The organism is Enterobacter sp. LM3 (genome assembly GCF_046622475.1).
In the GTDB taxonomy this organism is placed as follows: Bacteria; Pseudomonadota; Gammaproteobacteria; order Enterobacterales; family Enterobacteriaceae; genus Enterobacter; species Enterobacter cloacae_P.
In genome coordinates, this window is the sequence record NZ_JBJURN010000005.1 from 203,831 (window position 1) to 229,962 (window position 26,132).

Here is a 26,132-nt window from a genome sequence, read left to right on the forward strand (position 1 = left end):
AAAAGCCCGGAATCGCTTCCGGGCTTTTTGGGGATGAAAACCGGCTAACGGATTAGCGAGTCAAATCATCGAAGAATTTTTTAACACCATCGAAGAAGCTTTTGGAACGCGGGCTATTTTTCTCACCCGTCGGACCGCCGAAGCTCTCCTGCAGCTCTTTCAGCAGTTGCTTCTGCTTGTCGTTCAGGCCAACCGGGGTTTCCACCACGACGCGGCACAACAGGTCGCCCTGCGCACCACCGCGAACGGATTTCACGCCTTTACCGCGCATGCGGAACAGCTTGCCCGTCTGGGTTTCACCAGGCACTTTCAGGTTTACGCGACCATCCAGCGTTGGCACTTCGATTTCGCCGCCGAGAGCCGCCATGGCGAAGTTGATTGGCACTTCGCAGTACAGGTTGTTACCTTCACGCTCAAAGATCGCGTGCTGTTTCACCTGAACCTGGACGTACAGATCGCCCGCCGGTGCGCCGTGCTCACCCGCTTCGCCTTCGCCAGCCAGACGAATACGGTCGCCCGTATCAACACCCGCCGGAATTTTAACGGACAGGGTTTTGGTTTTCTCAACGCGACCGTGACCGTGGCATTTGGTGCACGGATCTTTAATCAGCGTACCGCGACCATGACAGTGTGGACAGGCCTGCTGTACCGCAAAGAAACCCTGACGCATCTGCACCTGGCCGGAACCGTGACAGGTTGGACAGGTTTGTGGCTGCGTCCCTGCTTTCGCGCCGCTGCCGTGGCAAACGTCACACTCTTCCAGCGTCGGGATACGGATCTCTTTGGTGACGCCGCGAACGGCCTCTTCCAGAGTCAGATCCATGTTGTAGCGCAGGTCTGCACCGCGCGCGGCGCGTTGACGACCACGGCCACCGCCGAAGATGTCGCCGAACACATCGCCAAAGATATCGCTGAAATCAGCACCGCCGCCAAAGCCGCCGCCACCGAATCCACCGCCGCCCATGCCGCCCTGTTCAAAGGCTGCGTGACCGTACTGATCATAAGCCGCACGTTTTTGTGCATCGGTCAGGATTTCGTAGGCTTCTTTGATCTCTTTGAATTTAGCTTCAGCCTCTTTATCACCCTGATTGCGATCCGGGTGATATTTCATGGCCAGGCGCTTATACGCCTTTTTGATTTCACGCTCTTCCGCTGTTTTGGAAACGCCTAAAATCTCGTAATAATCAAGCTTCGCCATCTTATTTTATCTGCCCCTAACATGCGTGCACGGGCGGAGAGGAAACCTCTTCGCCCGTGCCAGTAATTACCCGTTCAAAGGGCGATTATTTTTTGTCTTTCACTTCTTCGAACTCAGCGTCGACAACATCGTCGTCTTTCGCGTTGTTCGCAGATGCGTCAGCGCCTGCCTGCTGTTGAGCATGCTGCTGCTGAGCGATTTCCATCAGCTTCTGGGAAGCCTGTGCCAGCGCCTGCATCTTCGCTTCGATGTCCGCTTTGTCTTCGCCTTTCAGAGACGTTTCCAGCGCGCTCAGTGCAGCTTCGATAGCCGTTTTGTCTTCCGCCGGCAGTTTATCGCCTGCTTCTTCAACCTGCTTACGGGTGCTGTGCAGCAGATGGTCACCCTGGTTACGGGTCTGAACCAGCTCTTCGAACTTACGGTCGGATTCCGCGTTAGCTTCGGCATCACGAACCATTTTTTCGATTTCAGCTTCGTTCAGGCCAGAAGATGCCTTGATGGTGATCTTCTGCTCTTTACCGCTGTTTTTGTCTTTTGCAGACACGTGCAGGATACCGTCAGCATCGATATCGAAGGTCACTTCGATCTGCGGCATGCCGCGTGGTGCCGGGTTGATACCGTCCAGGTTGAACTGACCCAGAGACTTGTTATCAGACGCACGTTTACGCTCACCCTGAATCACATGGATGGTTACCGCAGACTGGTTGTCTTCAGCGGTAGAGAACACCTGGCTGTGTTTCGTTGGGATGGTGGTGTTTTTGTTGATGAGCGCAGTCATCACACCGCCCATGGTTTCGATACCCAGAGACAGCGGGGTAACGTCCAGCAGCAATACGTCTTTCACTTCACCGGTCAGCACGCCACCCTGAACCGCAGCACCAATTGCTACCGCTTCGTCCGGGTTAACGTCTTTACGTGGCTCTTTACCAAAGAACTCAGCCACTTTCTTCTGAACCATTGGCATACGGGTCTGACCACCTACCAGGATAACGTCCTGGATGTCAGATACGGACAGACCAGCGTCCTGCAGTGCAACTTTCAGTGGCTCGATAGAACGGTTCACCAGGTCTTCTACCAGGCTTTCCAGTTTTGCACGGGTCACTTTGATGTTCATGTGTTTTGGACCGGTCGCGTCTGCAGTGATGTACGGCAGATTCACGTCGGTCTGCTGAGCAGAAGACAGTTCGATCTTCGCTTTCTCAGCGGCTTCTTTCAGGCGCTGCATGGCCAGCGGGTCGTTACGCAGGTCAATGCCCTGATCTTTCTTGAACTCGTCAACGAGGTAGTTGATCAGACGGGTATCGAAGTCTTCACCGCCCAGGTGGGTATCACCGTTGGTTGCCAGAACTTCGAAGGTTTTTTCACCGTCAACTTCGTCGATTTCGATAACAGAGATATCGAAGGTACCACCACCCAGGTCGTAAACCGCGATAGTACGGTTACCAACTTCTTTATCCAGACCGTAAGCCAGTGCAGCAGCGGTTGGTTCGTTGATGATACGTTTTACTTCCAGACCTGCGATACGGCCGGCATCTTTAGTTGCCTGACGCTGAGCATCGTTGAAGTATGCAGGAACGGTGATAACCGCTTCAGTTACTGGCTCACCCAGATAATCTTCAGCCGTTTTCTTCATTTTTTTCAGCACTTCTGCAGAGATCTGCGGTGGTGCAGTTTTGGTGCCTTTCACATCAAGCCATGCATCGCCGTTATCTGCAGCAATGATTTTGTAAGGCATGATAGAAACGTCACGCTGAACTTCTTCGTCCTGGAAGCGGCGGCCAATCAGGCGTTTAATCGCAAACAGGGTATTTTGCGGGTTTGTCACTGCCTGACGTTTAGCCGGCTGACCAACCAGAGTTTCACCATCCTGGGTATAAGCAATGATAGAAGGCGTGGTGCGATCGCCCTCGGCGTTCTCCAGCACGCGTGCAGTAGTGCCATCCATAATCGCTACACAAGAGTTGGTAGTACCCAGGTCGATACCAATAATTTTACCCATCTAAACGTCTCCACTAAAAATTCAGTCAACATGTGGTTGTGTACCTGTAATAAGGGCAGAACGTGCTTTTTCAACTGCCCAGATTTGATTTTTTTCAGGTCCACACACTGCGGTTGCTTACAAGATGGGGTCGCAACGGCATCCATCAAGGGGGAGGGATAAAAAATTTTTTAATTTCACCCCGATGAGATCATAGACGGCATCGATTGCGCCCATTATGATGCCGCGCCCCGTCAGGGAGAATTGACGCGGGATTCACCATTTCACCATATTAATGATGATTTTTCTGAGGACTTATGGGCAACACTAAGTTGGCTAATCCGGCTCCGCTGGGCCTGATGGGTTTTGGCATGACCACTATCCTGCTGAACCTGCACAACATCGGGATGTTCCCGATGGACGGCATTATCCTGGCGATGGGCATTTTTTACGGCGGTATCGCACAAATCTTCGCGGGCCTGCTGGAATATAAGAAAGGCAACACCTTCGGTTTAACTGCCTTTACCTCTTACGGTTCTTTCTGGCTGACCCTGGTTGCCATTCTGCTGATGCCTAAAATGGGTCTGGCAGAAGCCGCAAACGCGCACTTCCTGGGCGTCTACCTGGGCCTGTGGGGTGTCTTCACCCTGTTCATGTTCTTCGGTACTCTGAAAGCGAACCGAGCACTGCAGTTCGTCTTCCTGAGCCTGACCGTGCTGTTCGCCCTGCTGGCTGTTGGCCATCTGGTGGATAACGAAGGCATTGTTCACGTGGCAGGCTGGATTGGTCTGGTGTGTGGCGCAAGCGCGATCTACCTGGCAATGGGCGAAGTGCTGAACGAACAGTTCGGCTGCACCATTCTGCCGATTGGTGAAAAACACTAATCTTTAACGTGCCTGCCTGCGCAGGCACGTCATTTCTGTCATATCCCCTGCTTTTCTGCCCCATGCAACTGTTGCGCCGAAGGGCGATAGAACCATATTCCTAATGCCAGCCCCATCAGCGAAAGCGCCAGCACATACCAGGCAGGAGCCATCGGTGAGACCCCCATCAACACGGTGACGACAATCGGCGTCAGTCCACCAAAAATGGCATACGAGACGTTATACGAGAAAGAAATACCGGTGAAACGGACCTCCGGCGGGAATGCGCGTACCATCACGTACGGTACTGCGCCGACAACCCCCACGCACAACCCCACCACACCGTACAGCAGGAATAGCTGTTCAGGATGGCTGCCCGCAAGGTGGTAGAACGCCCAGCTTGATGCTGCCAGCAGCAGGCTTCCAATAATAAAGGTCAGGCTGGCTCCAATACGGTCAATTGCCAGCCCGGCGGCCAGACAACCGAAACAGAGCATAATGGTCGCAATGCTGTTTGCCTGTAACGTCACCGCTGGCGCGAAGCCATACTGTTTTTGCAGCCAGACAGGGGACATCAAAATAACAACCACGATGCCTGCCGACAGCAGCCAGGTGAGGAGCATCGACACCACCACCGCTTTCTTGTGGCGCAGCACAACCGCTTTTACCGGTAGTTCCTGCGCCAGCGCCTTGCGTTGCTGCATTTCGAGGAAAACGGGCGTCTCCTGCAACCAGCGGCGCAAATACATCGCCACCAGGCCAAACGCCCCGCCCAGCAGGAACGGAATACGCCAGCCCCACTCATGCACGGCCTGTTGCGTCATGCTGGTATTCACGATGGTTGCCACCACTGAACCCAGCAAGATCCCGACGGTCAGCCCCGCGGTTAAGGTTCCACAGGCAATACCCATGCGGCGCACCGGAACATGTTCAGACACAAACACCCAGGCCCCCGGCACTTCACCGCCAATTGCCGCCCCCTGAAGAATGCGCATCAGCAACAGCAGTAACGGGGCAAAGATGCCTGCCGTGGCATAGGTTGGCAGCAGACCAATAGCCAGCGTCGGCACGGCCATCAGCAGAATACTGAGGGTAAACATCTTCTTACGCCCGACCATGTCGCCAAAATGCGCCATTACAATGCCACCCAGTGGACGAGCCAGATACCCGGCAGCAAAAATGCCGAAGGTCTGCACCTGGCGCAGCCACTCCGGGATATCCGCCGGGAAGAAAAGCGCGCCCACCACGGCGGCGAAGAAGACGAAAATGATGAAATCGTAAAACTCCAGCGCGCCGCCTAAGGCCGCGAGCGTAAGCGTTTTGTAGTCCTGTCGATTCAGAGGGCGGGGAGAATGTGACATAGCGTACCTTTCAGGCGTTTTTATATTTTTACAGCAATCGTAAAGAAAAAATTACTATACCGTAAAATGTTACGCACGCTATGGCTGATACGACGAATGTCACATATCAATTAATTTCAGGATATTGTCTCGCGCCGTGCGCTTTTAGGGCGAAATGCTGCTACCACTTTGTCGTCGGTTTCCACATACGGGCCATCCAGCAACTGTATACAATACGGTACACTTGCGAAAATCCCGTGCACGATCACGCTGCCATCGGCGGCTTTAAGCCCTTCCAGCGTCTCTTTGATCGACTTCGGCTGACCTGGCAGGTTCAGGATCAACGCCTGTTTGCGGATCACACCGACCTGGCGGGAGAGGATGGCGGTCGGAACAAAGTGTAGACTGATCTGGCGCATCTGCTCGCCAAAGCCCGGCATTTCGCGATCGGCAATCGCCAGCGTGGCATCCGGCGTCACGTCGCGGCGTGCAGGCCCGGTTCCCCCGGTGGTCAGCACCAGGTGGCAGCTCATTTCGTCCACCAGCTCACACAGCGTCTGCTCGATGATCGGCTGCTCGTCCGGGATCAAGCGGGTCTGAATTTCAAACGGGGTGGTCAGCGCACTGCCCAGCCACTCTTCCAGAGCAGGGAGGCCTTTATCCTGATAAACACCGCTGGAGGCGCGGTCAGAAATCGACACTAAGCCGATGCGTAAGGTATTCATATCCATTCCATTCAAATAATGCAGTTAAAGGGAATGATACACGCAGAGGGGAAAGACAGACAGAGTACGAAAGAAGTAGCGTGACCGGGAACCCGGTCACGCAGAATGATTACAGCAGGTCGCCGATCATTTTTTCCAGTTTGCCCTGGTCAACAGCAAACTTACGGATACCGTCCGCCAGTTTGTCTACCGCCATTGGATCCTGGTTGTGCTGCCACAGGAACTCAGATTCAGTGATGCGCTCTGGGCGTGCTTTCACTTCACCGGTGTAGGACAGTTTACGCTCGATTGCGCCTGCGCTTTCAGACAGCTCTTTCAGCAGTGCAGGTGCGATGGTCAGGCGGTCACAGCCAGCCAGCTCGATGATTTCACCAACGTTACGGAAGCTTGCGCCCATAACAACAGTCTCATAGCCGTGCTGTTTGTAGTATTCGTAGATTTCAGTAACAGAAACCACGCCTGGATCTTCTGCAGGTGCGTACTCTTTCTTGTCGGTGTTGGCTTTGTACCAGTCCAGAATACGGCCCACGAACGGAGAAATCAGGTATACGCCTGCTTCTGCGCATGCACGCGCCTGCGCGAAGGAGAACAGCAGGGTCAGGTTACAGTTGATACCGTCTTTTTCCAGCTGTTCTGCAGCGCGGATGCCCTGCCAGGTAGAAGCCAGTTTGATCAGGATACGGTCATTGCTGATACCCGCATCGTTGTACATTTTGATCAGACGTTTTGCTTTAGCAATAGACGCTTCGGTGTCGTAGGACAGACGCGCATCAACTTCGGTAGAGATACGGCCAGGAACCAGTTTCAGGATTTCCAGACCGATATTCACTGCCAGTTTGTCAGTTGCATCCACAACCTGCTGCGCACGATCGTTACTCTGCGCTTTCGCCCAGGTCACAGCGTCGTCGATCAGTTTGCGATACTCAGGGATCTGTGCGGCGTTAAGGATCAGAGAAGGGTTAGTTGTGGCATCCTGCGGCTGGTACAACTTCATTGCCGCGATATCTCCGGTGTCAGCTACGACAGTGGTGAACTGACGAAGGGAGGTCAATTTATCCGTCATGATAGTATTTCTCTTTTAACGTGCCCTGGATAATTCACGCTACCGACAGTAAGCCTGCAGCGGAAAAATGACAGGTTTACTTGTTAGGGGGGTGTAACCGGTCTGCCCTGATGATAACACGACGGAGGGGTAGCGCAACCGCAGACAGTGCGCTTAGCCATAGTATGATAAACTCACAATATTAACAGGCCGCTAAGTAACAGCATGCGCAATCAGTGGTAACGCTTACATATTCACCCTGGCATCAACAAGAGGGACGTTAATGCCTGATTTTTTCTCGTTTATCAATGAAATCCTCTGGGGTTCGATAATGATATATCTGCTGCTTGGGGCAGGTATATGGTTCACGCTACGCAGTGGTTTTATCCAGTTTCGTTATATTCGCAAGTTTGGCAAAAGTCTGAAAAACAGCCTCTCTCCGCAACCCGGCGGATTAACGTCATTTCAGGCACTCTGTACCAGCCTTGCGGCGCGCGTCGGCAGCGGTAACCTGGCGGGCGTTGCGCTTGCCATCAGCGCCGGTGGCCCGGGAGCCATCTTCTGGATGTGGATTTCGGCAATCATCGGCATGGCCACATCGTTTGCCGAATGTTCACTCGCACAGCTCTACAAAGAAAAGGACAAGAACGGTCAGTTCCGCGGTGGCCCAGCCTGGTATATGGCCAGGGGACTGGGGATGCGCTGGATGGGCGTCCTGTTCTCACTCTTTTTACTCATCGCTTACGGCCTTATTTTCAATACCGTTCAGGCAAACTCCGTTGCCCATGCGATGCGCTATGCGTTTCAGTGCCCGGAGTGGATAACCGGTGCCACGTTAGCCGCTTTCGCCCTGCTGGCTATCTCCACGGGGCTTAAAGGCATTGCGCGCCTGATGCAGTGGCTGGTACCCGTCATGGCGTTACTGTGGGTGAGCACCAGTCTCTTCGTCACCTTCATGAACATCAACCTGTTGCCGGATGTCATCGCCACCATCTTCAGGAGCGCCTTTGGCTGGCGAGAAGCAGCCTCTGGTGCGCTGGGTTACACCGTCAGCCAGGCGCTTACGGCTGGTTTTCAGCGGGGAATGTTCTCGAACGAAGCGGGAATGGGCTCAACACCCAATGCCGCAGCCACCGCCGCATCGTGGCCTCCCCACCCTGCCGCACAAGGTATTGTGCAGATGATTGGCGTGTTTACGGATACCATGATGATCTGTTCCGCCAGCGCCATGATTGTGCTGCTGGCTGGCCCTCTTTCTCATTCATCCGGAACGGCCGGAATACAGCTGGTTCAGGAGGCGCTGGTCAATCTTACCGGTAGCTGGGGAGCCGGTTTTGTCTCGCTTATCGTCAGTCTGTTCGCCTTTAGCTCGATTGTGGTGAACTACGTTTATGCCGAAAACAACCTCATCTTCCTGAAGCTAGACTCCCGGAATATGCTCAGGCTACTGCGCCTGGGGGTGATACTGATGGTGATGGCCGGTTCCCTGCTCAGCATGCCGCTGGTCTGGCAACTGGCGGATGTCATTATGGCGCTGATGGCGATCACTAACCTGACGGCGATTTTGCTGCTTTCTCCGGTTGTGACCCTTATTGCCCGGGATTATCTTCGCCAGCGCAAGCTTGGCGTTAAACCGGTGTTTAACGTCTCACGTTATCCGGATATTGCATCGCAAATCGCGCCCGACGCATGGGATGATTTGCCGCGGCAATAACAGCTATCGATCAATTCAGGGCGATTTTTTGCTAAAGTCGCTCTAAATTTCCTGCAAGGACTGGATATGCTGATTCTTATTTCACCTGCAAAAACGCTCGACTACCAGAGCCCGCTCGCCACCGGGCGCTATACCCAGCCCGAATTGCTGGACTATTCGCAACAGCTGATCCATGAAGCGCGCAAACTCTCCGCACCACAAATTGCTTCACTGATGAGCATCAGCGATAAACTCGCCGATCTTAACGCGACCCGCTTCCATGAGTGGCACCCGGACTTCACGCCGACCAACGCACGCCAGGCCATTCTGGCCTTTAAAGGCGATGTCTATACCGGCCTGCAGGCAGAAGAGTTCAGCGAAGCCGACTTTGATTTTGCCCAGCAGCATCTGCGTATGCTGTCGGGTTTGTATGGTGTCCTGCGTCCGCTGGATCTGATGCAGCCCTACCGTCTGGAAATGGGTATCCGCCTGGAAAACGCCAAAGGCAAAGATCTGTACCATTTCTGGGGCGATATCATCACCGACACGTTAAATGCAGCGCTGCACGCGCAGGGCGATAACGTGGTGATCAACCTGGCGTCCGACGAATACTACAAATCCGTGAAGCCGAAAAAGCTGGATGCGGAAATCATCAAGCCCGTCTTCCTCGATGAGAAAAACGGTAAGTTTAAGGTCATCAGCTTCTATGCCAAAAAAGCGCGTGGCCTGATGAGCCGCTTCATTATTCAGAACCGCCTGACGAAGCCGGAGCAACTCACCGGATTTAACAGTGAAGGTTATTTCTTTGACGAAGAAGCGTCGGGGAAAGGTGAGCTGGTGTTTAAGCGCCACGAGCAGTAAAACAAAACCCCGCCCACTGGCGGGGTTTGCATTAGTGATGCTTCCATTCAGGCCCCGGACGGTGGTCGTCGCGGTGGTCGTCATGACGTTCGTCATGATCGCGATATTCATCATGTGGATGCCAGCGGTTATCGCGCCATTCATAATGCGCCCTCCACCAGTCATGGTCGCGCCAGTGGTCGCCATCCCAGTAGTGGCCACGATTATCCTGATCGCCAATCTGCAGTTTTACCGCAGGAACGAGGGTAATCTCAGCAGCCTGTACCGCCAGGGGAGCGAGCAGCATCAGCGAAAGAGCCAGCAGAGCAGGTTTCAGTTTAGACACAGGTGACTCCTTTTAATCTTGCCCAACGTGGGCCGATGTCAGGAGATTACGTGAGGGGAACGGGGGATGTTATTCTCTGCAATCCTAATCTCTAAGTGACCGCATTTATTGGGAATTTCTGCATTTTCCCTGCTTTTTTTCTCCTTAATTTCTCCATAAAAAAAGCCGGGTGGCGGCTGCGCCTGACCCGGCTTACAGTATTCGTCGACATTACCCGCGGGTCATCATCAACTTACGTAATGCAGCAAAATCCGCTGGCAGTTCGTGAGACAGCAGCGGCAGATCAGCACGGTCTGCCAGTTCTTTTGGCAGCGGCAGCGTTTCACCGAGGATCGCCTCTACGCTCTCTTTAAACTTAGCCGGATGGGCAGTCCCCAGGAACAGGCCATACTCTCCCGGATTGAGCTGATCGCGCAGCGCACGATAGGCAATTGCCGCATGCGGCTCAGAGGTATACCCCACCGCTTTCAGTTCACGCATGGTGTCTTTGGTGGTTTCATCCGAGACTGCCGCATAACCCAGATCGCCCAGACGCCAGACCTTACGGCGGAACAGCTCTTCCACACGCGGCCAGTTGTTTGGCTGGCTCACATCCATTGCATTGGAGAGCGTCGCCTGCGTCGCATTCGGTGCCCATTTACCGTCTTTCAGGAAGCGCGGCACGGTGTCGTTGGCGTTGGTGGCGGCGATAAAGCGTTTCACCGGCAGACCCAGAGATTTCGCCAGCAGGCCAGCCGTCAGGTCACCAAAGTTACCGCTTGGCACAGAGACAACCAGCTGATTACGGGCTTCCTGCGGCAACTGCGCAACTGCTTCGAAGTAGTAACAGATCTGCGCCAGCAGACGGCTGATGTTAATGGAGTTCGCAGAATTCAGACCCAGCGCGACTTTCAACTCTTCATCATCGAAGGCCTGCTTGACCAGCGCCTGGCAGGCGTCGAAATCGCCGTCGATCGCCACGGTTTCAATGTTACCACCGAGGGTACAGAACAGTTTTTCCTGCAGCGGGCTGATTTTGCCTTTCGGGTAGAGGATCACCACGCGGACATTTTTCAGGCCGTAGAACGCATGGGCAACGGCTGCACCGGTGTCGCCAGAGGTAGCCGTCAGAATGGTTACCGGTTTGTCGCCACTGATGTGAGTCAGCATCTGCGCCATAAAGCGACCACCGAAGTCTTTAAACGCCAGCGTTGGGCCGTGGAACAGCTCCAGGCAACCGACGTCCTGCTCAACCTGGCTGACGGGAGCCGGGAAGGCAAACGCCGCACGTACGCGCTCTTCCAGCAGTTCCTGCGGGATTTCGTCGCCGATAAACGCGGACAAAATTTTGGTGCTGCGGGTAACAAAATCCTGCTTCAGCAGTTCATCAATATCCGTCAGTTGAAATTCCGGCAGGTCATGGGGGAAAAACAGCCCCTGATTTTTGCCCAGCCCCTGAGTCACCGCCTGCGCGAAGCTGACCTGCTCGTTATGATCTTTAAGGTTATAGAGTTTCATGCGTTATCCCAGTACTCGTGCGCCTGCCGTGTCCAGACGGCAAATATGAACAAAGCCTTCCTGATTTTGCAGGTAGTGTTTAGAGAGCCAGTCCGCCACGCGCTGCGCAGTGTCTGGTTTGTCGCACAGGGCGAACAGCGTCGGGCCGGAGCCGGAGATGCCGCACGCCTGCGCACCGATATCCATTGATGCCTGTCGCGCCTCATTAAAGCCTGGCAGCAGCTTAGTGCGATACGGTTCGGCAATCACATCCTTCATCAATTTAGCTGCCAGCTGCGGCTGACGGGTGTAGCAGGCATGAATAAAGCCCGCCAGATGACGCCCGTGGGCAATACAGTCCTGACGACGATACTGCGCAGGCAGGATCGCGCGCGCTTCAGCAGTGGACACTTTAATGCCCGGATAGGCCAGCACCCACAGCCACTCATCAAACCCTGGCACCTGCTGGCTAATGATGCCATTTTCTTCAATCATCAACTGCATGCCGCCGAGGAAGCACGGTGCCACGTTGTCGTAATGAATGCTGCCGGAGATACGGCCTTCCAGCTCACCCATTAAGCCCAGCAGGCGGTTATTATTCAGTGGTTTGCCGCAGTGTTCGTTCATCGCCACCAGTGCGGCGACCACGGAGCAGGCGCTGGAACCCAGACCAGAGCCAATCGGCATACTTTTTTCCAGCGTCATGGTGACCGGCACCTTTTTGCCAATCTCCTGACAGAAGCGTTCCCAGCACTGATATACGATATTCTCGCGTGGGTCGGATGGCAGTTTGCTGGCAAAACGGCCCACATTATTCAGGCTGAAGCTCTCCGCCGCCTCAACCGTTACCGTATCGCCCAGCAGTGAACCATCAACCGGCGTAACCGCCGCACCCAGCACATCGAATCCGACGCTCATATTGGCGCTGGAAGCCGGGGCATAAACTTTGACCATGTTAAACTCCTAACTTCCATGACAGGGTACGCAGCAGATCGGCAAAGACACCCGCCGCCGTAACATCGTTCCCTGCACCATAACCGCGAAGCACCAGCGGCAATGGCTGATAATAGTGGCTGTAAAACGCGAGGGCGTTTTCGCCGTTTTTGACTTTGAACAGCGGATCGTTGCCATCCACTTCGGCAATCTTCACGCGGCACACGCCATCTTCTTCAATATTGCCAACATAGCGCAATACCTTACCTTCATCACGGGCTTTCGCAACGCGAGCGGCAAAGAGGTCGTCAAGCTTTCCTAAATTCGCCATAAAGGTGCTGACATCACCGCTGTCATCAAATTCTGCCGGCAGTACCGGCTCAATCACAATATCCGAGAGCTCCAGCTCACGACCGGTTTCACGCGCCAGAATCAACAGCTTACGCGCCACGTCCATACCGGAGAGATCGTCACGCGGGTCTGGCTCGGTGTAGCCCAGTTCACGCGCGGCACGGGTCGCTTCTGACAGGCTCATTCCCTCATCCAGCTTGCCAAAGATAAACGACAGCGAGCCAGAAAGGATACCGGAGAAACGTTGCAACTCATCCCCCGCGTTCAGCAGGTTTTGCAGGTTTTCGATAACCGGCAGGCCCGCCCCCACGTTGGTGTCATACAGGAACTTACGGCGCGACTTACTCGCCGCCAGGCGCAGCTGGTGATAGTACGCCATTGACGAGGTGTTGGCCTTCTTGTTTGGCGTGACCACGTGGAACCCTTCACGCAGGAAGTCTGCGTACTGATCGGCAACCGCCTGGTTCGAAGTACAGTCAACAATCACTGGGTTAAGCAGGTGATACTCTTTCACCAGACGGATCAGTCGACCCAGATTGAACGGCTCTTTCGCATCGTCCAGCTCCGCCTGCCAGTTTTCCAGATTCAGGCCATGTACGTTGGTCAGCAGCGCTTTGGAGTTGGCAATTCCGCAGACGCGCAGATCAATATGTTTCTTCTTTAGCCACTCCTGCTGACGCTTAACCTGTTCCAGCAACACGCCACCCACTCCGCCTACGCCGATCAGGAACAGCTCAATCACCTGGTCGGTGTTGAACAACATCTGATGCACCACGCGTACGCCAGTGGTCGCGTCGTCGTTATCCACGACGACCGAGATTGAGCGTTCGGATGAGCCCTGCGCAATGGCCACGATGTTGATATTGGCCCGCGCCAGCGCGGCAAAGAATTTGGCGGAGATACCGCGCAGCGTGCGCATACCGTCGCCCACCACGGAGATGATCGCCAGACGTTCCTGAATGGCGAGCGGCTCCAGCAACTCTTCTTTCAGCTCCAGGTAGAACTCTTCTTCCAGCGCGCGACGGGCACGCAGGCAGTCGCCCTGCGGCACACAGAAGCTGATGCTGTATTCGGAAGAGGACTGGGTGATCAGCACCACGGAGATGCCGTTGCGGGACATGGCTGCAAACACGCGCGCCGCCATGCCAACCATCCCTTTCATGCCTGGGCCGGACACGCTAAACATGGCCATATTGTTCAGGTTAGAAATGCCTTTCACCGGCAGGCCATCTTCATCGGTACTGGCCCCAATCAGCGTACCTGGTGCTTGCGGGTTACCGGTATTTTTAATCAGGCAAGGGATCTGGAACTGCGCAATCGGGGAGATGGTACGAGGGTGAAGCACTTTAGCGCCGAAGTAGGAAAGCTCCATCGCTTCCTGATAAGACATCGACTTCAGCAGTCTGGCGTCTGGCACCTGGCGCGGGTCACAGGTATAGACACCGTCAACGTCAGTCCAGATCTCACAACAGTCTGCACGTAAACAGGCTGCCAGCACGGCGGCGGAGTAGTCAGAGCCGTTACGACCCAGCACCACCAGTTCACCCTTCTCGTTTCCGGCGGTGAAGCCCGCCATCAGGATCATATGGTCAGACGGGATTTTGCTCGCGGCAATGCGGCGGGTCGATTCGGCAATATCGACCGTAGATTCGAGGTAGTGACCTACCGCCAGCAGTTTTTCAACCGGATCGATCACCGTGACGTTATGACCGCGCGCTTCCAGCAGTCCCGCCATGATGGCAATCGAGAGTTTCTCACCACGGCAGATCAGCGCGGCGTTGATGCTGTCAGGGCACTGGCCGAGCAGGCTGATACCGTGCAGAACGTGTTTGATGTGGGCGAACTCTTGCTCAACGAAGGTTTTCAGCTGTGCAAGCGGGAAGCCGGGTTGAGCCTCCGCCAGACCCTGCAGCAGCTCGGCGAAGATACGCTCGGCATCGCTAATGTTCGGGAGTGCATCCTGGCCACCGATGGTTTTTTCAATCATCGCCACCAGATGGTTCGTGATTTTCGCCGGAGCAGAGAGCACGGTTGCAACCTGCCCCTGCCTGGCGTTGTTCTCCAGGATATCGGCAACACGCAGAAAACGTTCCGCATTTGCCACTGATGTACCGCCGAACTTCAACACTCGCATGGTTCTACCTCATTTCCTTTAGCCGAAAAAAAAGCCCGCACTGTTTGGGTGCGGGCTTTTTTCTGTTTTTCCTGTACGCGTCAGCCCGCATCGTTACCTGTGGTAATGATGGTGGTTGTAGTAATGGTGGTGATGCTGATGCGTTTCATGGATGTTGTGTACTCTGTCATTATTATCTGTCTGTGCTGTATTCTTTTAGGGTTAAAGGATCAGGCTCGTTAAGTCAATTAATTTTTAATTTGATCACAATTCGGGACACTTTCACGTCCCGCTGCTTGCAGATTTATTTTCATCCGATTCCCCCTGATACACCTCACGACATTAGACGGTTACGCCATAATAAAAAAATATGACAGCATTTTACTCGGCTAATTTTTTTTCAATATCGTGCAGCAAACGGTGCAACATTGCCGTGTCTCGTTGCTCAAGACGCCCAAGCCGCTGTTGTAACCAGTCGGCCATTTTGAGGTCATCCGCAACACCAAGCTGCGTTAACAGCGTTTGTGCACGCACACGCAAGGCGGCGAGCTGGTTCTCATCTGTCCCGGTCGGCTGAGCGGGTGCAGTTTGCATTAAAGATGCTAATTGATAGCAATAGACCATCACCGCCTGGCCCAGATTAAGAGACGGATAATCCGCCACCATCGGCACACCGGTCAGGACATCTGCCAGCTCCAGTTCTTCGTTGGTTAATCCAGAATCTTCACGGCCAAAGACCAGCGCCGCTTTCGTTAACCACTGGCTTCTCTCACGCAACACGGGAACCAGCTCAGCCGGTGTGGCGTAGAAATGAAACTTCGCCCGGCTGCGCGCCGTGGTTGCAACGGTAAAAGAAATATCGTGTAGCGCATCGGCGAGCGTGTCGTAAGTGGTTATATTATCAAGAATATCACCCGATCCATGTGCCACCCAACGGGCCGCGGGTTCCAGGTGTGCCTCGCTCCCGACAATACGCAAATCGGTAAAACCCATAGTCTTCATGGCGCGCGCCGCAGCGCCTATATTTTCTGCTCTGGCTGGGGCAACCAGTACAATCGACAGATGCATTTATGCTCTCTTTTTAATCAGTTAGCGGGTAAAAATGTGATGCGTCTCAACATATTACGCAGCACGAATTTACAAATTTGCAACAGAAATCACCGAAATAGCGCTTTTTAATAAATTAAAAATACTAAACTATTCTGAGGCTGAACAATCAGTTAGAATGTTAACAAATACTCATTATCCTTATGTTTTATAATGATAATGACCATATGAATACCTTTCTATGATTGGATTCGTATTGTTTATCAATCAATGTCCGCAACTAGTTGGTTTATTGAAAATTTGTGACAAAGGCTAGCATTCAGCTACGATGATTTCATCAAACTGTTAACGTGCTACAATTGAACTTGATATATGTCAACGAAGCGTAGTTTTATTGGGTGTCTGGTGTCACTTAGCCTGTTATGTTGCTGTTAAAATGGTTAGGATGACAGCCGTTTTTGACACTGTCGGGTCCAAAGGGAAAGTACCCACGACCAAGCTAATGATGTTGTTGACGTTGATGGAAAGTGCATCAAGAACGCAATTACGTACTTTAGTCACGTTAAGCCGGTCATGTTAATTTGCGACATGTATCAGGCAGGTCAGGGACTTTTGTACTTCCTGTTTCGATTTAGTTGGCAATTTAGGTAGCAAACATGCAGACCCCGCACATTCTTATCGTTGAAGACGAGTTGGTAACACGCAACACGTTAAAGAGCATTTTCGAAGCAGAAGGCTACGATGTCTTTGAAGCGACCGATGGCGCAGAGATGCATCAGATCCTTTCTGAAAATGATATCAACCTGGTCATTATGGATATCAACCTGCCGGGCAAAAACGGCCTTCTTCTGGCACGCGAGCTGCGTGAACAGGCGAACGTTGCGTTAATGTTCCTGACAGGCCGTGACAACGAAGTTGATAAAATTCTTGGTCTGGAAATCGGTGCGGATGATTACATCACCAAACCGTTTAATCCTCGCGAGTTAACCATTCGTGCACGCAACCTCCTGTCCCGCACCATGAACCTGGGCACGGTCAGTGAAGAGCGTCGTAGCGTAGACAGCTACAAATTCAACGGCTGGGAACTTGATATCAATAGCCGTTCACTGATCAGCCCGAACGGTGAGCAGTATAAACTGCCGCGCAGCGAATTCCGCGCGATGCTGCACTTCTGTGAAAACCCGGGCAAAATTCAGTCCCGTGCAGAGCTGCTGAAGAAAATGACCGGTCGCGAGCTTAAGCCACACGACCGTACCGTAGACGTGACTATCCGCCGTATTCGTAAACATTTCGAATCTACGCCAGATACGCCGGAAATCATCGCCACAATTCACGGCGAAGGGTACCGTTTCTGCGGAGATCTGCAGGAGTAATCCCGCAGTCAGACCATAAAAAAACGGCGCTTTTGCGCCGTTTTTTTATTTCCAGATCCGCATTGTGTCGTCATCCGGGTTGGCCGGAGGCATCGGTCGCTTCGACTGCGAGAGTGAATACCAGTCGAAGTGACGGGTCAGATACATCACCGCAAACAGCGCCATTGCAAGGACAGCGGAACCCAGCAGTAACGCACTGTCCTCAGAACGCAGCAGAAACCACATCACCACATCAAGCCCCAGCAGAGCCAGCACAAACATTCCGCTTCGTTTCCAGCTTTTCAGCACTGCCTGCAGGTATACGCTATTCATCAACGCACCGACAAGGCTTGCAATAATCCAGGCGGGGGTAAATCCTGCGTGCTCAGACAACGCCAGTAATACCAGATAGAACAGCACCAGCGATAACCCCACCAGCAGATACTGCATCGGGTGCAGGCGCAGCCCGGTTAAGGTCTCGAAAACAAAGAAAGCCATAAAGGTCAGTGAAATCAGCAAAATTGCGTACTTAATCGCGCGGTCGGTCAGTTGATACTGATCGGCAGGTGTTGCCACCGTCACGCTAAAGGCCGGGATTTCAGCCCATTCAGGCGACCCATCGCCATGAAACCAGCTTTCCATATTGTTAGCAAACCAACTGCTCTGCCAGTTTGCCTGAAAACCAGAATCACCAATTTTGTGTTTCACCGGCAGATAGTCGCCCATAAAGCCCGGATGCGGCCAGTTGCTGGTAAGCTGCATTTCGCTATTACGTCCCACCGGGACAACCGCAAAACTACCGGTTCCCGCCAGGTTTAGCGACATCCCGAATGCAAACGTTTTTGTCTCAAGTGCTTTATCGGTCAGCGGGATATGAATACCGGAAAGCGTCCCATATACGCCTGAACCCGGCTCTACGTCTGGCGTCTCACCGTTGATATTTGCAACCTTCACCGTGCCAATTCCCCGGGCATCACCAACGCCGACAACGATAAACGGCTGCCCCAGGGTCACCGTTTCCCCTTTCAGTTGCGCCATTTTCTCTGTGTTAAATTGCGCGTTTATCTTCAGATCCGTGTTCCAGATTTGCCCGTCATAGATCCCAATATTGCGGGACTCTACGTGCTGGTTTCCTTCAACAAGCAGAGTTTCTGGCAGAATGAAGTGCATATAGCTTTTCTTGTATTCGACCTTCTTCTCATCCTCTAACTTGTAAAAGATCTCCGTCACCGGAATGGCAATCAACGGACCGACCAGTTTTTGCGGTCCACTGGTACTTTGACGAAGCGTGTTTTCGACATCGTTGCGGTAACTTTCACGCTCTGAAATCAGGTTACTGACCATAAACAACGGAACTAAAAGCAGCAGGATGCACCCCAGTAGGGTGCTTACTTTCCAGAACAGGGGGGATTTCATCATAACGTCTCCTTTGTGATGAGGAGAGCGTAACCAGGCTGTGTGGGGTCAGTTTGAAGTTATGTGAAGGGACGGTGAAGTGTCAGCGTGGCAATCACGCCCCCTTCTTCCCGATTGTGTAGACCGATCTCCCCTTGATGCAGACGTGCGACTTCCTGGACAAATGCCAGCCCAAGCCCGCTGCTCTTCAACCCGTTCTCACGCGGAAGCGAATAAAAACGTTCGAAAATACGCTCAAGCGCATAATCCGGGATCCCACTTCCGCTATCGGTGACAGTCAGTTGTACCTGCCTGTGCCCCTCTCTGGACGACAGTTCAATGGCTCCGCCCTGCGGCGTAAAGTCGATGGCGTTATCCAGTAAATTACCCAGCGCCTGTTCGAGCAGGTCCGCATCCCCCTCCACCTGTAACGCCGTGCTTTCACAGGTCAGCGTGATATTTTTAGCTGCCAGTAGCGCCGAGCGCGCATCGCTCAGTCGCGTAAACAGCGTGTCGATACTGACACTCGCGGGGACAATCTCTACCCGATTTTCAAGCCGCGCCTGGGTGAGCAGTTTTTCAACCAGCAACTGCATGCGCGCATTTTGTACCAGAATATTATCGATAAACCGCGCGGCCACCTGCGGCGGTGGCTGCTCGGAGAGAATTTCTGCCGCGCCTCGAATGGCCGCGATCGGGCTTTTCAGCTCATGGGTGAGGGCGTGAACATAGTGTTCAATATAGTTTTTCCCTTCCAGGCGAATACGCATGTTCTCCAGTGCCTGCGCCAGTTTGCGCAGTTCACTGCTGCCGGGGTCAGGTAACGGCAAAGGTATATCATTGCTCACGGAATCGGCATAGCGCGAGAGGGTACCGATCGAGCGGTTGATCCACGCTGCCACCACCAACCCTATCAGCAAAGCAATACCGAGCAGTGCCCCTCCTGCCCACAGGATCCGTCGCTCACTACGGTGGATGACGGGTGCCATCGCGCTATTGGGTTTCCCCACAGAGAGCACACCAATGATTTTGCCCTGATCCACAACGGGCGCAGCAACATACATCACCGTGCTCTCTGGATCACCCGGACGGCTCTGGGTACTACGTGCCCCGTATTCCCCGCGAAGCGTCAGCCAGACATCATTCCATCGCGAGTAATCTTTACCCACGGCCAGACCAGCAGAATCAAACACCACCCTGCCCTGCGCATCGGTCATGTAAACGTGATACTCGTTACGGACTTTTTGAATGCCGCCGATACTGGCGCGAAAAGGGTGCTGATGGAGCAGTGAAAATGCCTGCGCCAGTTTGCCTTGTTGCGCATTACCCGAGAGCACATCATCACGCCCCACTTCGGCCAGTAAAGTGGCGGTATCGATTAGCGTGCCCTCGGTTGCCCTGCGAACGCCAGGCTTCACTTCCTGAACAAAGATCGACAGCACAAACCACGCGGCGATAGCCACAATCAGGAAGTACCCCAACAACAACCGCATCCCAATGCGCATTAATAAAGCCCCAGACTATAGCCCATACCCCGATGGGTGCTGATGGGTGAAAGCGTCTCGTTCACCGTTCGCAGCTTGGCACGCAGGGTCTTGATGTGGGTATCCACGGTACGATCGAAACTGTCGCCGTCTTCGCCCCACACCTTGTCCATTAACTGTTGACGGGAAAATACGCGCCCCGGTGCCTGTAACAAGGTTTTGAGCAGCAAAAACTCGTAGCGGGTCAGGGGCAACGGTTCGTCAAACCAGCTAATTCGCGCAGCGGGTTCGTTCAGTTCAAACTGGCCGATACGAACAATCTCTGTGGGTGCGGCCGACTTTTGCATCCGTCGTAAAATTGTCCGCACCCGCGCGCACACTTCTCGTGGGGAGAAAGGTTTGGCGACGTAATCATCCGCCCCCATTTCAAGGCCAAGCAACTTGTCCACTTCATCACTGCGCGCTGTCAGAAACAGTATCGGCAGTGACGGATGCTGCGCCAGCAACTGACGGCACAGCTCAAAGCCGCTGATATCCGGCAACCCGACATCCAGAATGGTGAGCGCGGGAACCTGCCGCCGCGCCTCCTCCAGCACCGGTAAGCCCCGTTCAAACGTCTTTACCGCAAACCCCTCCTGCTGGAGCATATAGACCAGCGTATCAGCGATGCTGATTTCGTCTTCAACCAGCCAGACCACAGGTTGTTGCATGGTTCGTCCCTGAATTAATGCCACGGCATAATCGGCACTGCACTCAGCGCGTTTTTCGGCGAACCATCGACCACTTTGTCGGAGTAAGCCAGATATGCCAGAGCGTTACGTTTTGCATCGTAAAAACGCACAACCTGCAGTTTTTTGAACACCAGAGAGGTCCGTTTCTGGAATACCACTTCCCCCTGAGCTTTACCGTTTTTGATTTTATCGCTCAGCTCAACCGGGCCAACCTGCTGGCACGAAATGGCCGCGTCTGAGGTATCTTCCGCCAGCCCCAGACCGCCTTTAATACCGCCCGTTTTCGCCCGACTGATGTAGCAGGTGACGTTTTGCACGTCCGGATCGTCAAACGCCTCCACCACGATTTTGTGGTCCGGACCAAACATTTTAAACACGGTATCGACGGAGCCGATCTGCTCTGCCTGGGCGACGCGCCCCACCATCAACATCAACGCGGTAAAGAGTAAAGTCTTGTATTTCATATTGTTACCATTCTTTAAATTTACGCTGGGTGATTATTCAACACTTTAGATAAAAATGTAGCAAGATCACAGGATTAGAATATATTTGCCCAAAATATGCGGCAAAAGGCATTTATGTGCAAAAAAAACACTGAATGCTAAAACATCAAAAAATGCTATTATCCGCTAACCTGTTATCAGGTACCTGCTGTTTTAAGGATGAGGATAGTATATGGATCAGGCTGGAATTATTCGCGACCTGTTAACCTGGCTGGAAGGTCATCTTGACCAGCCTTTGTCACTGGATAATGTGGCGGCTAAAGCAGGCTATTCCAAGTGGCATCTGCAGAGGATGTTCAAGGATGTCACCGGTCATGCTATCGGTGCCTATATTCGCGCACGTCGTTTATCAAAGTCTGCTGTGGCATTGCGCCTGACCGCGCGCCCGATTCTGGATATTGCCCTGCAGTATCGTTTCGATTCGCAGCAAACGTTCACCCGCGCCTTTAAAAAACAGTTCTCGTTGACGCCAGCGCTGTATCGTCGCTCGCCAGACTGGAGCTCATTTGGTATACGTCCGCCGCTACGCCTGGGCGAATTTGCGATGCCAAAATATGAAATACTCACCCTGCCTGAGACCCACTTGATTGGCACAACGCAGAGTTACTCCTGTTCTCTGGAGCAGATTTCCGAGTTCCGCCATCAGATGCGCGTTCAGTTCTGGCGTGATTTCCTGAGTCATGCCCCGGCCATTCCGCCGATTCTGTACGGTCTCAACGAAACGCATCCAAGCCAGGAAAAAGACGACGAGCAGGAAGTGTTCTACACCACCGCATTAACGCCTGAGATGGCAAATGGCCACGTTCAGGGTTCTAAGCCGGTCGTGCTGCAAGGCGGCGAATACGTGATGTTCTCGTATGAAGGGCTGGGGACGGGCGTGCAGGAGTTTATCCTGACCGTTTACGGAACCTGCATGCCAATGCTGAATCTGAATCGCCGTAAAGGTCAGGATATTGAGCGTTACTACCCGGCAAAAGATGCAAAACCGGAAGAAGGCCCTATCAATCTGCGTATGGAATTCTTGATCCCGATACGCCGTTAACGCTGCAGTTCATCCAGTGCAGGGGCATCAAGATGCGAAATGTCCCCTGCCATCTCCACCACCCAACCCGACGCCAGCCACAGACTTTCCTGATAATCGATACGGGAAATCGAGCAATTGCGCAGGCGCAAACGACGTTCAGCATAGGCCGGTAACCCCAGAATGGTGCTGACCAGGCAGCCCAGCGCGATACCGTGACTCACCAGCAGCGGACGGCTCCCCGCCGGAAGCTTCAGGCATTCTGCCAGTGCCGCATGCATACGCACGCTCAGCTCCTGCATGGATTCACCTTCAGGAATACGGCCATCTTCAGTACCGTTCACCAGCGTGCGACGCCAGTCCTCTTCTGCTTTTGTCAGCGTATCAATATGGCGTTTTTCCAGTACGCCCATATCCAGCTCGCGCAGGCGCGGCTCAAGCATGACGTCACACCCGCAGGCATCCGCGATAATGCGTGCAGTCTGCTGCGTGCGACCTAAATCGCTTGAAATAACATGAGTAATGCCCAGCGTTCTGGCGCGTTCCGCCACCTGCCACGCTTGCTGCACACCCTTTTCGGTAAGAGGACTGTCTGACTGGCCTTGAATACGTCGCTCGGCGTTCCACTGCGTTTCACCGTGGCGAACAAGGTATACCTGTAACATGCTTTTTTTCCGTTATACTGCGATGAGTTTTTTTTGAATCGAGCTTAATTATGCACCATGTTGTCTCTGCTACCACTAATCCTGCCAAAATTCAGGCAATTCTAAGGGCATTTGAAGAGATCTTCGGCGAAGGATCCTGCCATATAGACGCCGTCGGCGTCGAGAGTGGTGTTCCCGAACAGCCGTTTGGAAGCGAGGAAACGCGCGCTGGCGCACGAAATCGCGTGGCCAATGCAAAGGCGGTCTCCCCAAATGCTGACTTCTGGGTGGCGATTGAAGCGGGAATCGACGACGGTGCGACGTTTAGCTGGGTGGTGATCGAGAGCCGCGAACAGCGTGGTGAGGCACGTTCGGCAACGCTACCGCTGCCGGCAGTCATTCTGGAAAAAGTGCGTGAGGGCGAGGCGCTCGGGCCGGTGATGTCACAGTACACCGGCATTGATGAGATTGGTCGTAAGGAAGGGGCAATTGGCGTCTTTACCGCGGGCGCGCTGACGCGTTCAGGCGTTTATCACCAGGCGGTCATTCTGGCACTGAGTCCGTTCCATAACGCGATTTATCGTTGAATGCCTGTTCATCACCGGATGACGGCTTCACCTTATCCGGCCGACGAAAAGCACCGTCAGGCGTTATGTAACAGAACCTGTTCCAGCCACTGACGCAGCTCAACCGGTGCAGACTTCAGGCTGTTTGAGCCGCGGGTAATGGTCGCGATACCCGCGCCCAGCTCATTTTTCAGCTCACGCTGGCTCATCTCGCCGCGCAGCAACTCTTCAATGATCCGCACACGCGTGCCCAGCGCTTCACGCTCGTCGGGCGTCAGCATCAACTGCAAAAGCGGTAAATGCAGATCCTTGTCATATGACTGGCGGAGCAGCTCCACAAAACGAAGCCACTCCTGATGACGTTGTTCGGCCATCGCCGAGGAATACGGGGAATGCTGGGTCATGTTATGCCGCCTGTTGTACTCATTAGCGAGTACAGCATAACACAACCCACGCCGATCAGTAACGTCTCTGCCACTCCGTATCGCTCATCAGCGTATCTTTCTGCCCCAGGAAGTAACGGTAGTAGGCATCATACGCCAGCACGTTCTTCACATAGCCGCGCGTTTCCGAGAACGGAATGCTCTCAACAAACGCCACGGCATCAATGCGCCCGGCGCTGTTACCAAGCCAGGTGCGCACGCGGCCAGGACCTGCGTTATACGCCGCCGAAGAGAAGATACGGTTATTGCCAAACTGCTGATAAACATACTGCAGGTAGCTGGTACCGATATTGATGTTGGTATCCGGATCCAGCAGTTGTGACGGACTGCTGTAGCCAGGGATATTAAACATCTTCACCGTGTGCGTCGCCGTACCTGGCATAATCTGCATCAGGCCGCTGGCTCCCACCGGGGAACGCACTTTCGGGTTCCAGGCACTCTCCTGACGGGCAATCGCCATTGCGTAGCTCTGCGGGATATCTTTGCCGCTGGTATAGCGATCGAACAGATCTTTGTAAGCCAGCGGGAAACGCTCCTCAAGATGATCCCACAGCTTACCTGCGATCGTTGCCTGCACGCTCAGATCCCACCAGTGGTTATCAAAGGCGTAGCGGGCTAACTGCGCTTTCTCGTCCATCGTCCGGCTGGTGACAAGGTTGGCCCACTCACTGCGCGCGGTGTTATCCATATTCCAGTACATCAGCTCGCGAACGCGCGCCATCTCTGGCCCCTGCGTTAACGCTGGATTAGCGCTGGCCGGAGCTTTATCAATACGGAAGGTGTACTCCTCACCCAGACGCTGTGCCGCCGCCATCGGGTAAAACCCGCGCTGCTGCATCAGAGAATGGAGGATCTCTTTGGCTTCCTCATCACGACCTCGCTCCAGCAGCAAATCAGCCTGCCAGTAACGCCATTCGTCTTTCTCTTTGGCTTCCATTGGCAACCGTGCAAGCCAGGTATTAAGCCCACGGCGATCGCCCGTACCCAGCGCCATGCGCACGCGACGCTCCACCAGCGATGTGGAGTTTGAACGCATAACGGCATCATCACGCCAGCGAGCCTGTTCATCGGTCACATCGGTACCCATCAGTCGCCACGCCACAATGTCGCGCAGCTCCTGAGTTTGATCTTCATTAAGCTGCTGTGCCTGCACCAGCTGTGGGATCATTAGCCGCGCGTTTTCGACATCATCACGCGCCACACTGGTAAAAGCGACTGCCGCCATCTGGCGGGTAAAATCAGTCGCCCCCGTGCTACGCGCAAAGGTCAGCACCGAGTTGGGATCGTTCGCCAGCCCAATCACCGCAGTGGAAATTGCCTGATAATCCGATGGCATTTGCCCCGCCAGCGCGGTGACCAGACGCGTATTCCCGGCCTTCATCGCCAGGCGAATGCGTTCAAGGTAAGACAGTGGATCTTGTTTGCCAGAGGCACGCCATGCGCCAAAGAGCGAATCACAGGCATTAGGCTGATCTTTCCCGGTCAGCCACAGCTCTTTGGCTCCGATCCAGGCTTCTTCCTGCTGCCCCGCGGCCCATTTGGCGTAGTAATAGTTACACTGGGCTTCCGCTGTATTCGGCTTTTCCGGGCTGAAGGCCAACAGTCCACGCCAGTCTTCACGGCGCGCCAGTTCGTTCACAAAACGGGACTGCAGGGTACGCGCAGGTGGCAGGGTTGGGTTCGCCTGGATAAAATTATTCACGGTGACGGTGGGTTGGTTCATGAGATCGTCAGTAATCTGGCGATACTCCAGATACGGATACAGTGGATAGTCTTTTAACGTCGGCATTAACGCCTGTACGGTATCCATCTGCTTGTTATCCCACGCCAGTTTAATCTGGGCGTAGCGACTACGTTGTTCATCCAGTGAATCGGCATGCACCGCCTGGCTTACCGCCATTACGCATACGCTGGCAGCCAGCAGACGCCAGACCACCTGTTTGGCTTTTTCCACAAGCTCTTCCTCATTGTTTTTTCGTCAATTGCAGCGTCTTGCCACGTCAAAGTCTAATCAACTTATGCTAACCAGGCATCCGGCAACGCGCCAC

At 53.8% G+C, this 26,132-nt stretch carries 25 protein-coding genes and 1 other annotated feature; of the genes, 6 read left to right on the top strand and 19 right to left on the bottom strand.

Translation table 11 applies throughout. The features are described from left to right. Positions 1 to 52 precede the first annotated feature (52 nt). On the bottom strand, positions 53 to 1,198 hold the full coding sequence (dnaJ, locus tag ACJ9N4_RS08635) for a molecular chaperone DnaJ (protein WP_182273689.1): 1,146 nt from the start codon (positions 1,196 to 1,198) through the stop codon (positions 53 to 55). Positions 1,199 to 1,283: 85 nt separating this feature from the next. Next, positions 1,284 to 3,197: a molecular chaperone DnaK gene (gene dnaK, locus ACJ9N4_RS08640; RefSeq protein WP_182919383.1), complete on the bottom strand. Its 1,914-nt coding sequence runs from the start codon at positions 3,195 to 3,197 to the stop codon at positions 1,284 to 1,286. A 296-nt stretch (positions 3,198 to 3,493) separates the two neighbouring features. Here dnaK and satP point away from each other — a divergent pair, with 296 nt between their 5' ends. Then, positions 3,494 to 4,060 carry an acetate uptake transporter gene (gene satP / locus ACJ9N4_RS08645; protein ID WP_182273687.1) on the top strand — a complete coding sequence of 189 codons (567 nt, stop codon included), beginning with the start codon at positions 3,494 to 3,496 and terminating at the stop codon, positions 4,058 to 4,060. Between the two features lie 38 nt (positions 4,061 to 4,098). Here satP and ACJ9N4_RS08650 read toward each other — a convergent pair whose 3' ends face one another. The 3 genes from ACJ9N4_RS08650 to tal all read right to left on the bottom strand — a co-directional run bounded on the left by ACJ9N4_RS08650 (position 4,099) and on the right by tal (position 7,167). Next, the gene (locus tag ACJ9N4_RS08650; protein WP_182273686.1) at positions 4,099 to 5,400 is read right to left on the bottom strand and encodes an MFS transporter; all 1,302 of its coding nucleotides are present in this window, start codon (positions 5,398 to 5,400) and stop codon (positions 4,099 to 4,101) included. 116 nt (positions 5,401 to 5,516) lie between these two features. After that, positions 5,517 to 6,104: a molybdopterin adenylyltransferase gene (gene mog / locus ACJ9N4_RS08655; protein WP_182273685.1), complete on the bottom strand. Its 588-nt coding sequence runs from the start codon at positions 6,102 to 6,104 to the stop codon at positions 5,517 to 5,519. 109 nt (positions 6,105 to 6,213) lie between these two features. After that, positions 6,214 to 7,167, bottom strand: a complete 954-nt coding sequence (gene tal / locus ACJ9N4_RS08660; RefSeq protein ID WP_182273684.1) for a transaldolase — start codon at positions 7,165 to 7,167, stop codon at positions 6,214 to 6,216. Positions 7,168 to 7,429: 262 nt separating this feature from the next. Here tal and ACJ9N4_RS08665 point away from each other — a divergent pair, with 262 nt between their 5' ends. Together ACJ9N4_RS08665 and yaaA are read left to right on the top strand one after the other, a co-directional pair. After that, a complete protein-coding gene (locus ACJ9N4_RS08665; protein ID WP_196390795.1) occupies positions 7,430 to 8,860 on the top strand; it encodes an alanine/glycine:cation symporter family protein in 1,431 nt (476 codons plus the stop codon). A 66-nt stretch (positions 8,861 to 8,926) separates the two neighbouring features. Continuing rightward, positions 8,927 to 9,700 (top strand): peroxide stress protein YaaA, encoded by a 774-nt coding sequence (gene yaaA, locus ACJ9N4_RS08670; RefSeq protein ID WP_182273682.1) that lies wholly within the window; start codon positions 8,927 to 8,929, stop codon positions 9,698 to 9,700. Between the two features lie 31 nt (positions 9,701 to 9,731). Here yaaA and ACJ9N4_RS08675 read toward each other — a convergent pair whose 3' ends face one another. The 7 genes from ACJ9N4_RS08675 to yjjY all read right to left on the bottom strand — a co-directional run bounded on the left by ACJ9N4_RS08675 (position 9,732) and on the right by yjjY (position 16,506). Continuing rightward, positions 9,732 to 10,025, bottom strand: a complete 294-nt coding sequence (locus ACJ9N4_RS08675; protein WP_269475512.1) for a DUF2502 domain-containing protein — start codon at positions 10,023 to 10,025, stop codon at positions 9,732 to 9,734. A 210-nt stretch (positions 10,026 to 10,235) separates the two neighbouring features. After that, positions 10,236 to 11,522, bottom strand: coding sequence for a threonine synthase (thrC, locus tag ACJ9N4_RS08680; RefSeq protein WP_182273680.1), 1,287 nt, complete (start codon positions 11,520 to 11,522; stop codon positions 10,236 to 10,238). A gap of 3 nt (positions 11,523 to 11,525) precedes the next feature. Then, entirely contained in the window at positions 11,526 to 12,455 is a 930-nt protein-coding gene (gene thrB / locus ACJ9N4_RS08685; protein ID WP_182919381.1) for a homoserine kinase, read from the bottom strand. A gap of 1 nt (position 12,456) precedes the next feature. Further along, positions 12,457 to 14,919, bottom strand: coding sequence for a bifunctional aspartate kinase/homoserine dehydrogenase I (gene thrA / locus ACJ9N4_RS08690; RefSeq protein WP_182919380.1), 2,463 nt, complete (start codon positions 14,917 to 14,919; stop codon positions 12,457 to 12,459). 24 nt (positions 14,920 to 14,943) lie between these two features. Next, positions 14,944 to 15,061, bottom strand: a sequence feature (Thr leader region). After that, a complete protein-coding gene (gene thrL, locus ACJ9N4_RS08695; RefSeq protein WP_072039575.1) occupies positions 15,000 to 15,068 on the bottom strand; it encodes a thr operon leader peptide in 69 nt (22 codons plus the stop codon). (Overlaps the previous feature by 62 nt.) Before the next feature lie 211 nt (positions 15,069 to 15,279). After that, positions 15,280 to 15,966, bottom strand: a complete 687-nt coding sequence (locus ACJ9N4_RS08700; RefSeq protein WP_395121859.1) for a tRNA/rRNA methyltransferase — start codon at positions 15,964 to 15,966, stop codon at positions 15,280 to 15,282. Positions 15,967 to 16,365: 399 nt separating this feature from the next. Then, positions 16,366 to 16,506 carry a protein YjjY gene (gene yjjY, locus ACJ9N4_RS08705; RefSeq protein ID WP_001541509.1) on the bottom strand — a complete coding sequence of 47 codons (141 nt, stop codon included), beginning with the start codon at positions 16,504 to 16,506 and terminating at the stop codon, positions 16,366 to 16,368. 95 nt (positions 16,507 to 16,601) lie between these two features. On the opposite strand from yjjY, the gene arcA reads away from it, so the two are divergent. After that, positions 16,602 to 17,318, top strand: coding sequence for a two-component system response regulator ArcA (gene arcA / locus ACJ9N4_RS08710; protein ID WP_003856501.1), 717 nt, complete (start codon positions 16,602 to 16,604; stop codon positions 17,316 to 17,318). Between the two features lie 45 nt (positions 17,319 to 17,363). Here arcA and creD read toward each other — a convergent pair whose 3' ends face one another. From creD to creA, 4 genes are read right to left on the bottom strand one after another with little or no spacing between them, the layout of a single operon-like run. Further along, a complete protein-coding gene (creD, locus tag ACJ9N4_RS08715; protein ID WP_182919378.1) occupies positions 17,364 to 18,716 on the bottom strand; it encodes a cell envelope integrity protein CreD in 1,353 nt (450 codons plus the stop codon). 56 nt (positions 18,717 to 18,772) lie between these two features. After that, positions 18,773 to 20,197 (bottom strand): two-component system sensor histidine kinase CreC, encoded by a 1,425-nt coding sequence (creC, locus tag ACJ9N4_RS08720; protein ID WP_182919377.1) that lies wholly within the window; start codon positions 20,195 to 20,197, stop codon positions 18,773 to 18,775. Beyond that, complete coding sequence (creB, locus tag ACJ9N4_RS08725) at positions 20,197 to 20,886, bottom strand: two-component system response regulator CreB (protein ID WP_182273674.1); 690 nt, start codon at positions 20,884 to 20,886, stop codon at positions 20,197 to 20,199. The genes creC and creB overlap by 1 nt, the downstream gene beginning before the upstream one ends. A gap of 14 nt (positions 20,887 to 20,900) precedes the next feature. Further along, entirely contained in the window at positions 20,901 to 21,371 is a 471-nt protein-coding gene (gene creA, locus ACJ9N4_RS08730) for a protein CreA (RefSeq protein ID WP_182273673.1), read from the bottom strand. 211 nt (positions 21,372 to 21,582) lie between these two features. Here creA and robA point away from each other — a divergent pair, with 211 nt between their 5' ends. Then, positions 21,583 to 22,452, top strand: a complete 870-nt coding sequence (gene robA, locus ACJ9N4_RS08735; RefSeq protein WP_182273672.1) for an MDR efflux pump AcrAB transcriptional activator RobA — start codon at positions 21,583 to 21,585, stop codon at positions 22,450 to 22,452. Here the strand turns inward: robA and gpmB are convergent. Continuing rightward, entirely contained in the window at positions 22,449 to 23,096 is a 648-nt protein-coding gene (gene gpmB, locus ACJ9N4_RS08740; protein WP_182273671.1) for a 2,3-diphosphoglycerate-dependent phosphoglycerate mutase GpmB, read from the bottom strand. The two genes, robA and gpmB, sit on opposite strands and share 4 nt — an antisense overlap. A 50-nt stretch (positions 23,097 to 23,146) precedes the next feature. Between gpmB and yjjX the strand changes: the two genes are divergently transcribed. Continuing rightward, the gene (yjjX, locus tag ACJ9N4_RS08745) at positions 23,147 to 23,662 is read left to right on the top strand and encodes an inosine/xanthosine triphosphatase (protein WP_182273670.1); all 516 of its coding nucleotides are present in this window, start codon (positions 23,147 to 23,149) and stop codon (positions 23,660 to 23,662) included. A 56-nt stretch (positions 23,663 to 23,718) separates the two neighbouring features. On the opposite strand, the gene trpR is transcribed toward yjjX, so the two are convergent. Both trpR and sltY read right to left on the bottom strand, forming a co-directional pair. Beyond that, the gene (trpR, locus tag ACJ9N4_RS08750) at positions 23,719 to 24,045 is read right to left on the bottom strand and encodes a trp operon repressor (RefSeq protein ID WP_182273669.1); all 327 of its coding nucleotides are present in this window, start codon (positions 24,043 to 24,045) and stop codon (positions 23,719 to 23,721) included. A gap of 55 nt (positions 24,046 to 24,100) precedes the next feature. Next, positions 24,101 to 26,038 carry a murein transglycosylase gene (sltY, locus tag ACJ9N4_RS08755; protein WP_411500401.1) on the bottom strand — a complete coding sequence of 646 codons (1,938 nt, stop codon included), beginning with the start codon at positions 26,036 to 26,038 and terminating at the stop codon, positions 24,101 to 24,103. Positions 26,039 to 26,132: the final 94 nt, after the last annotated feature.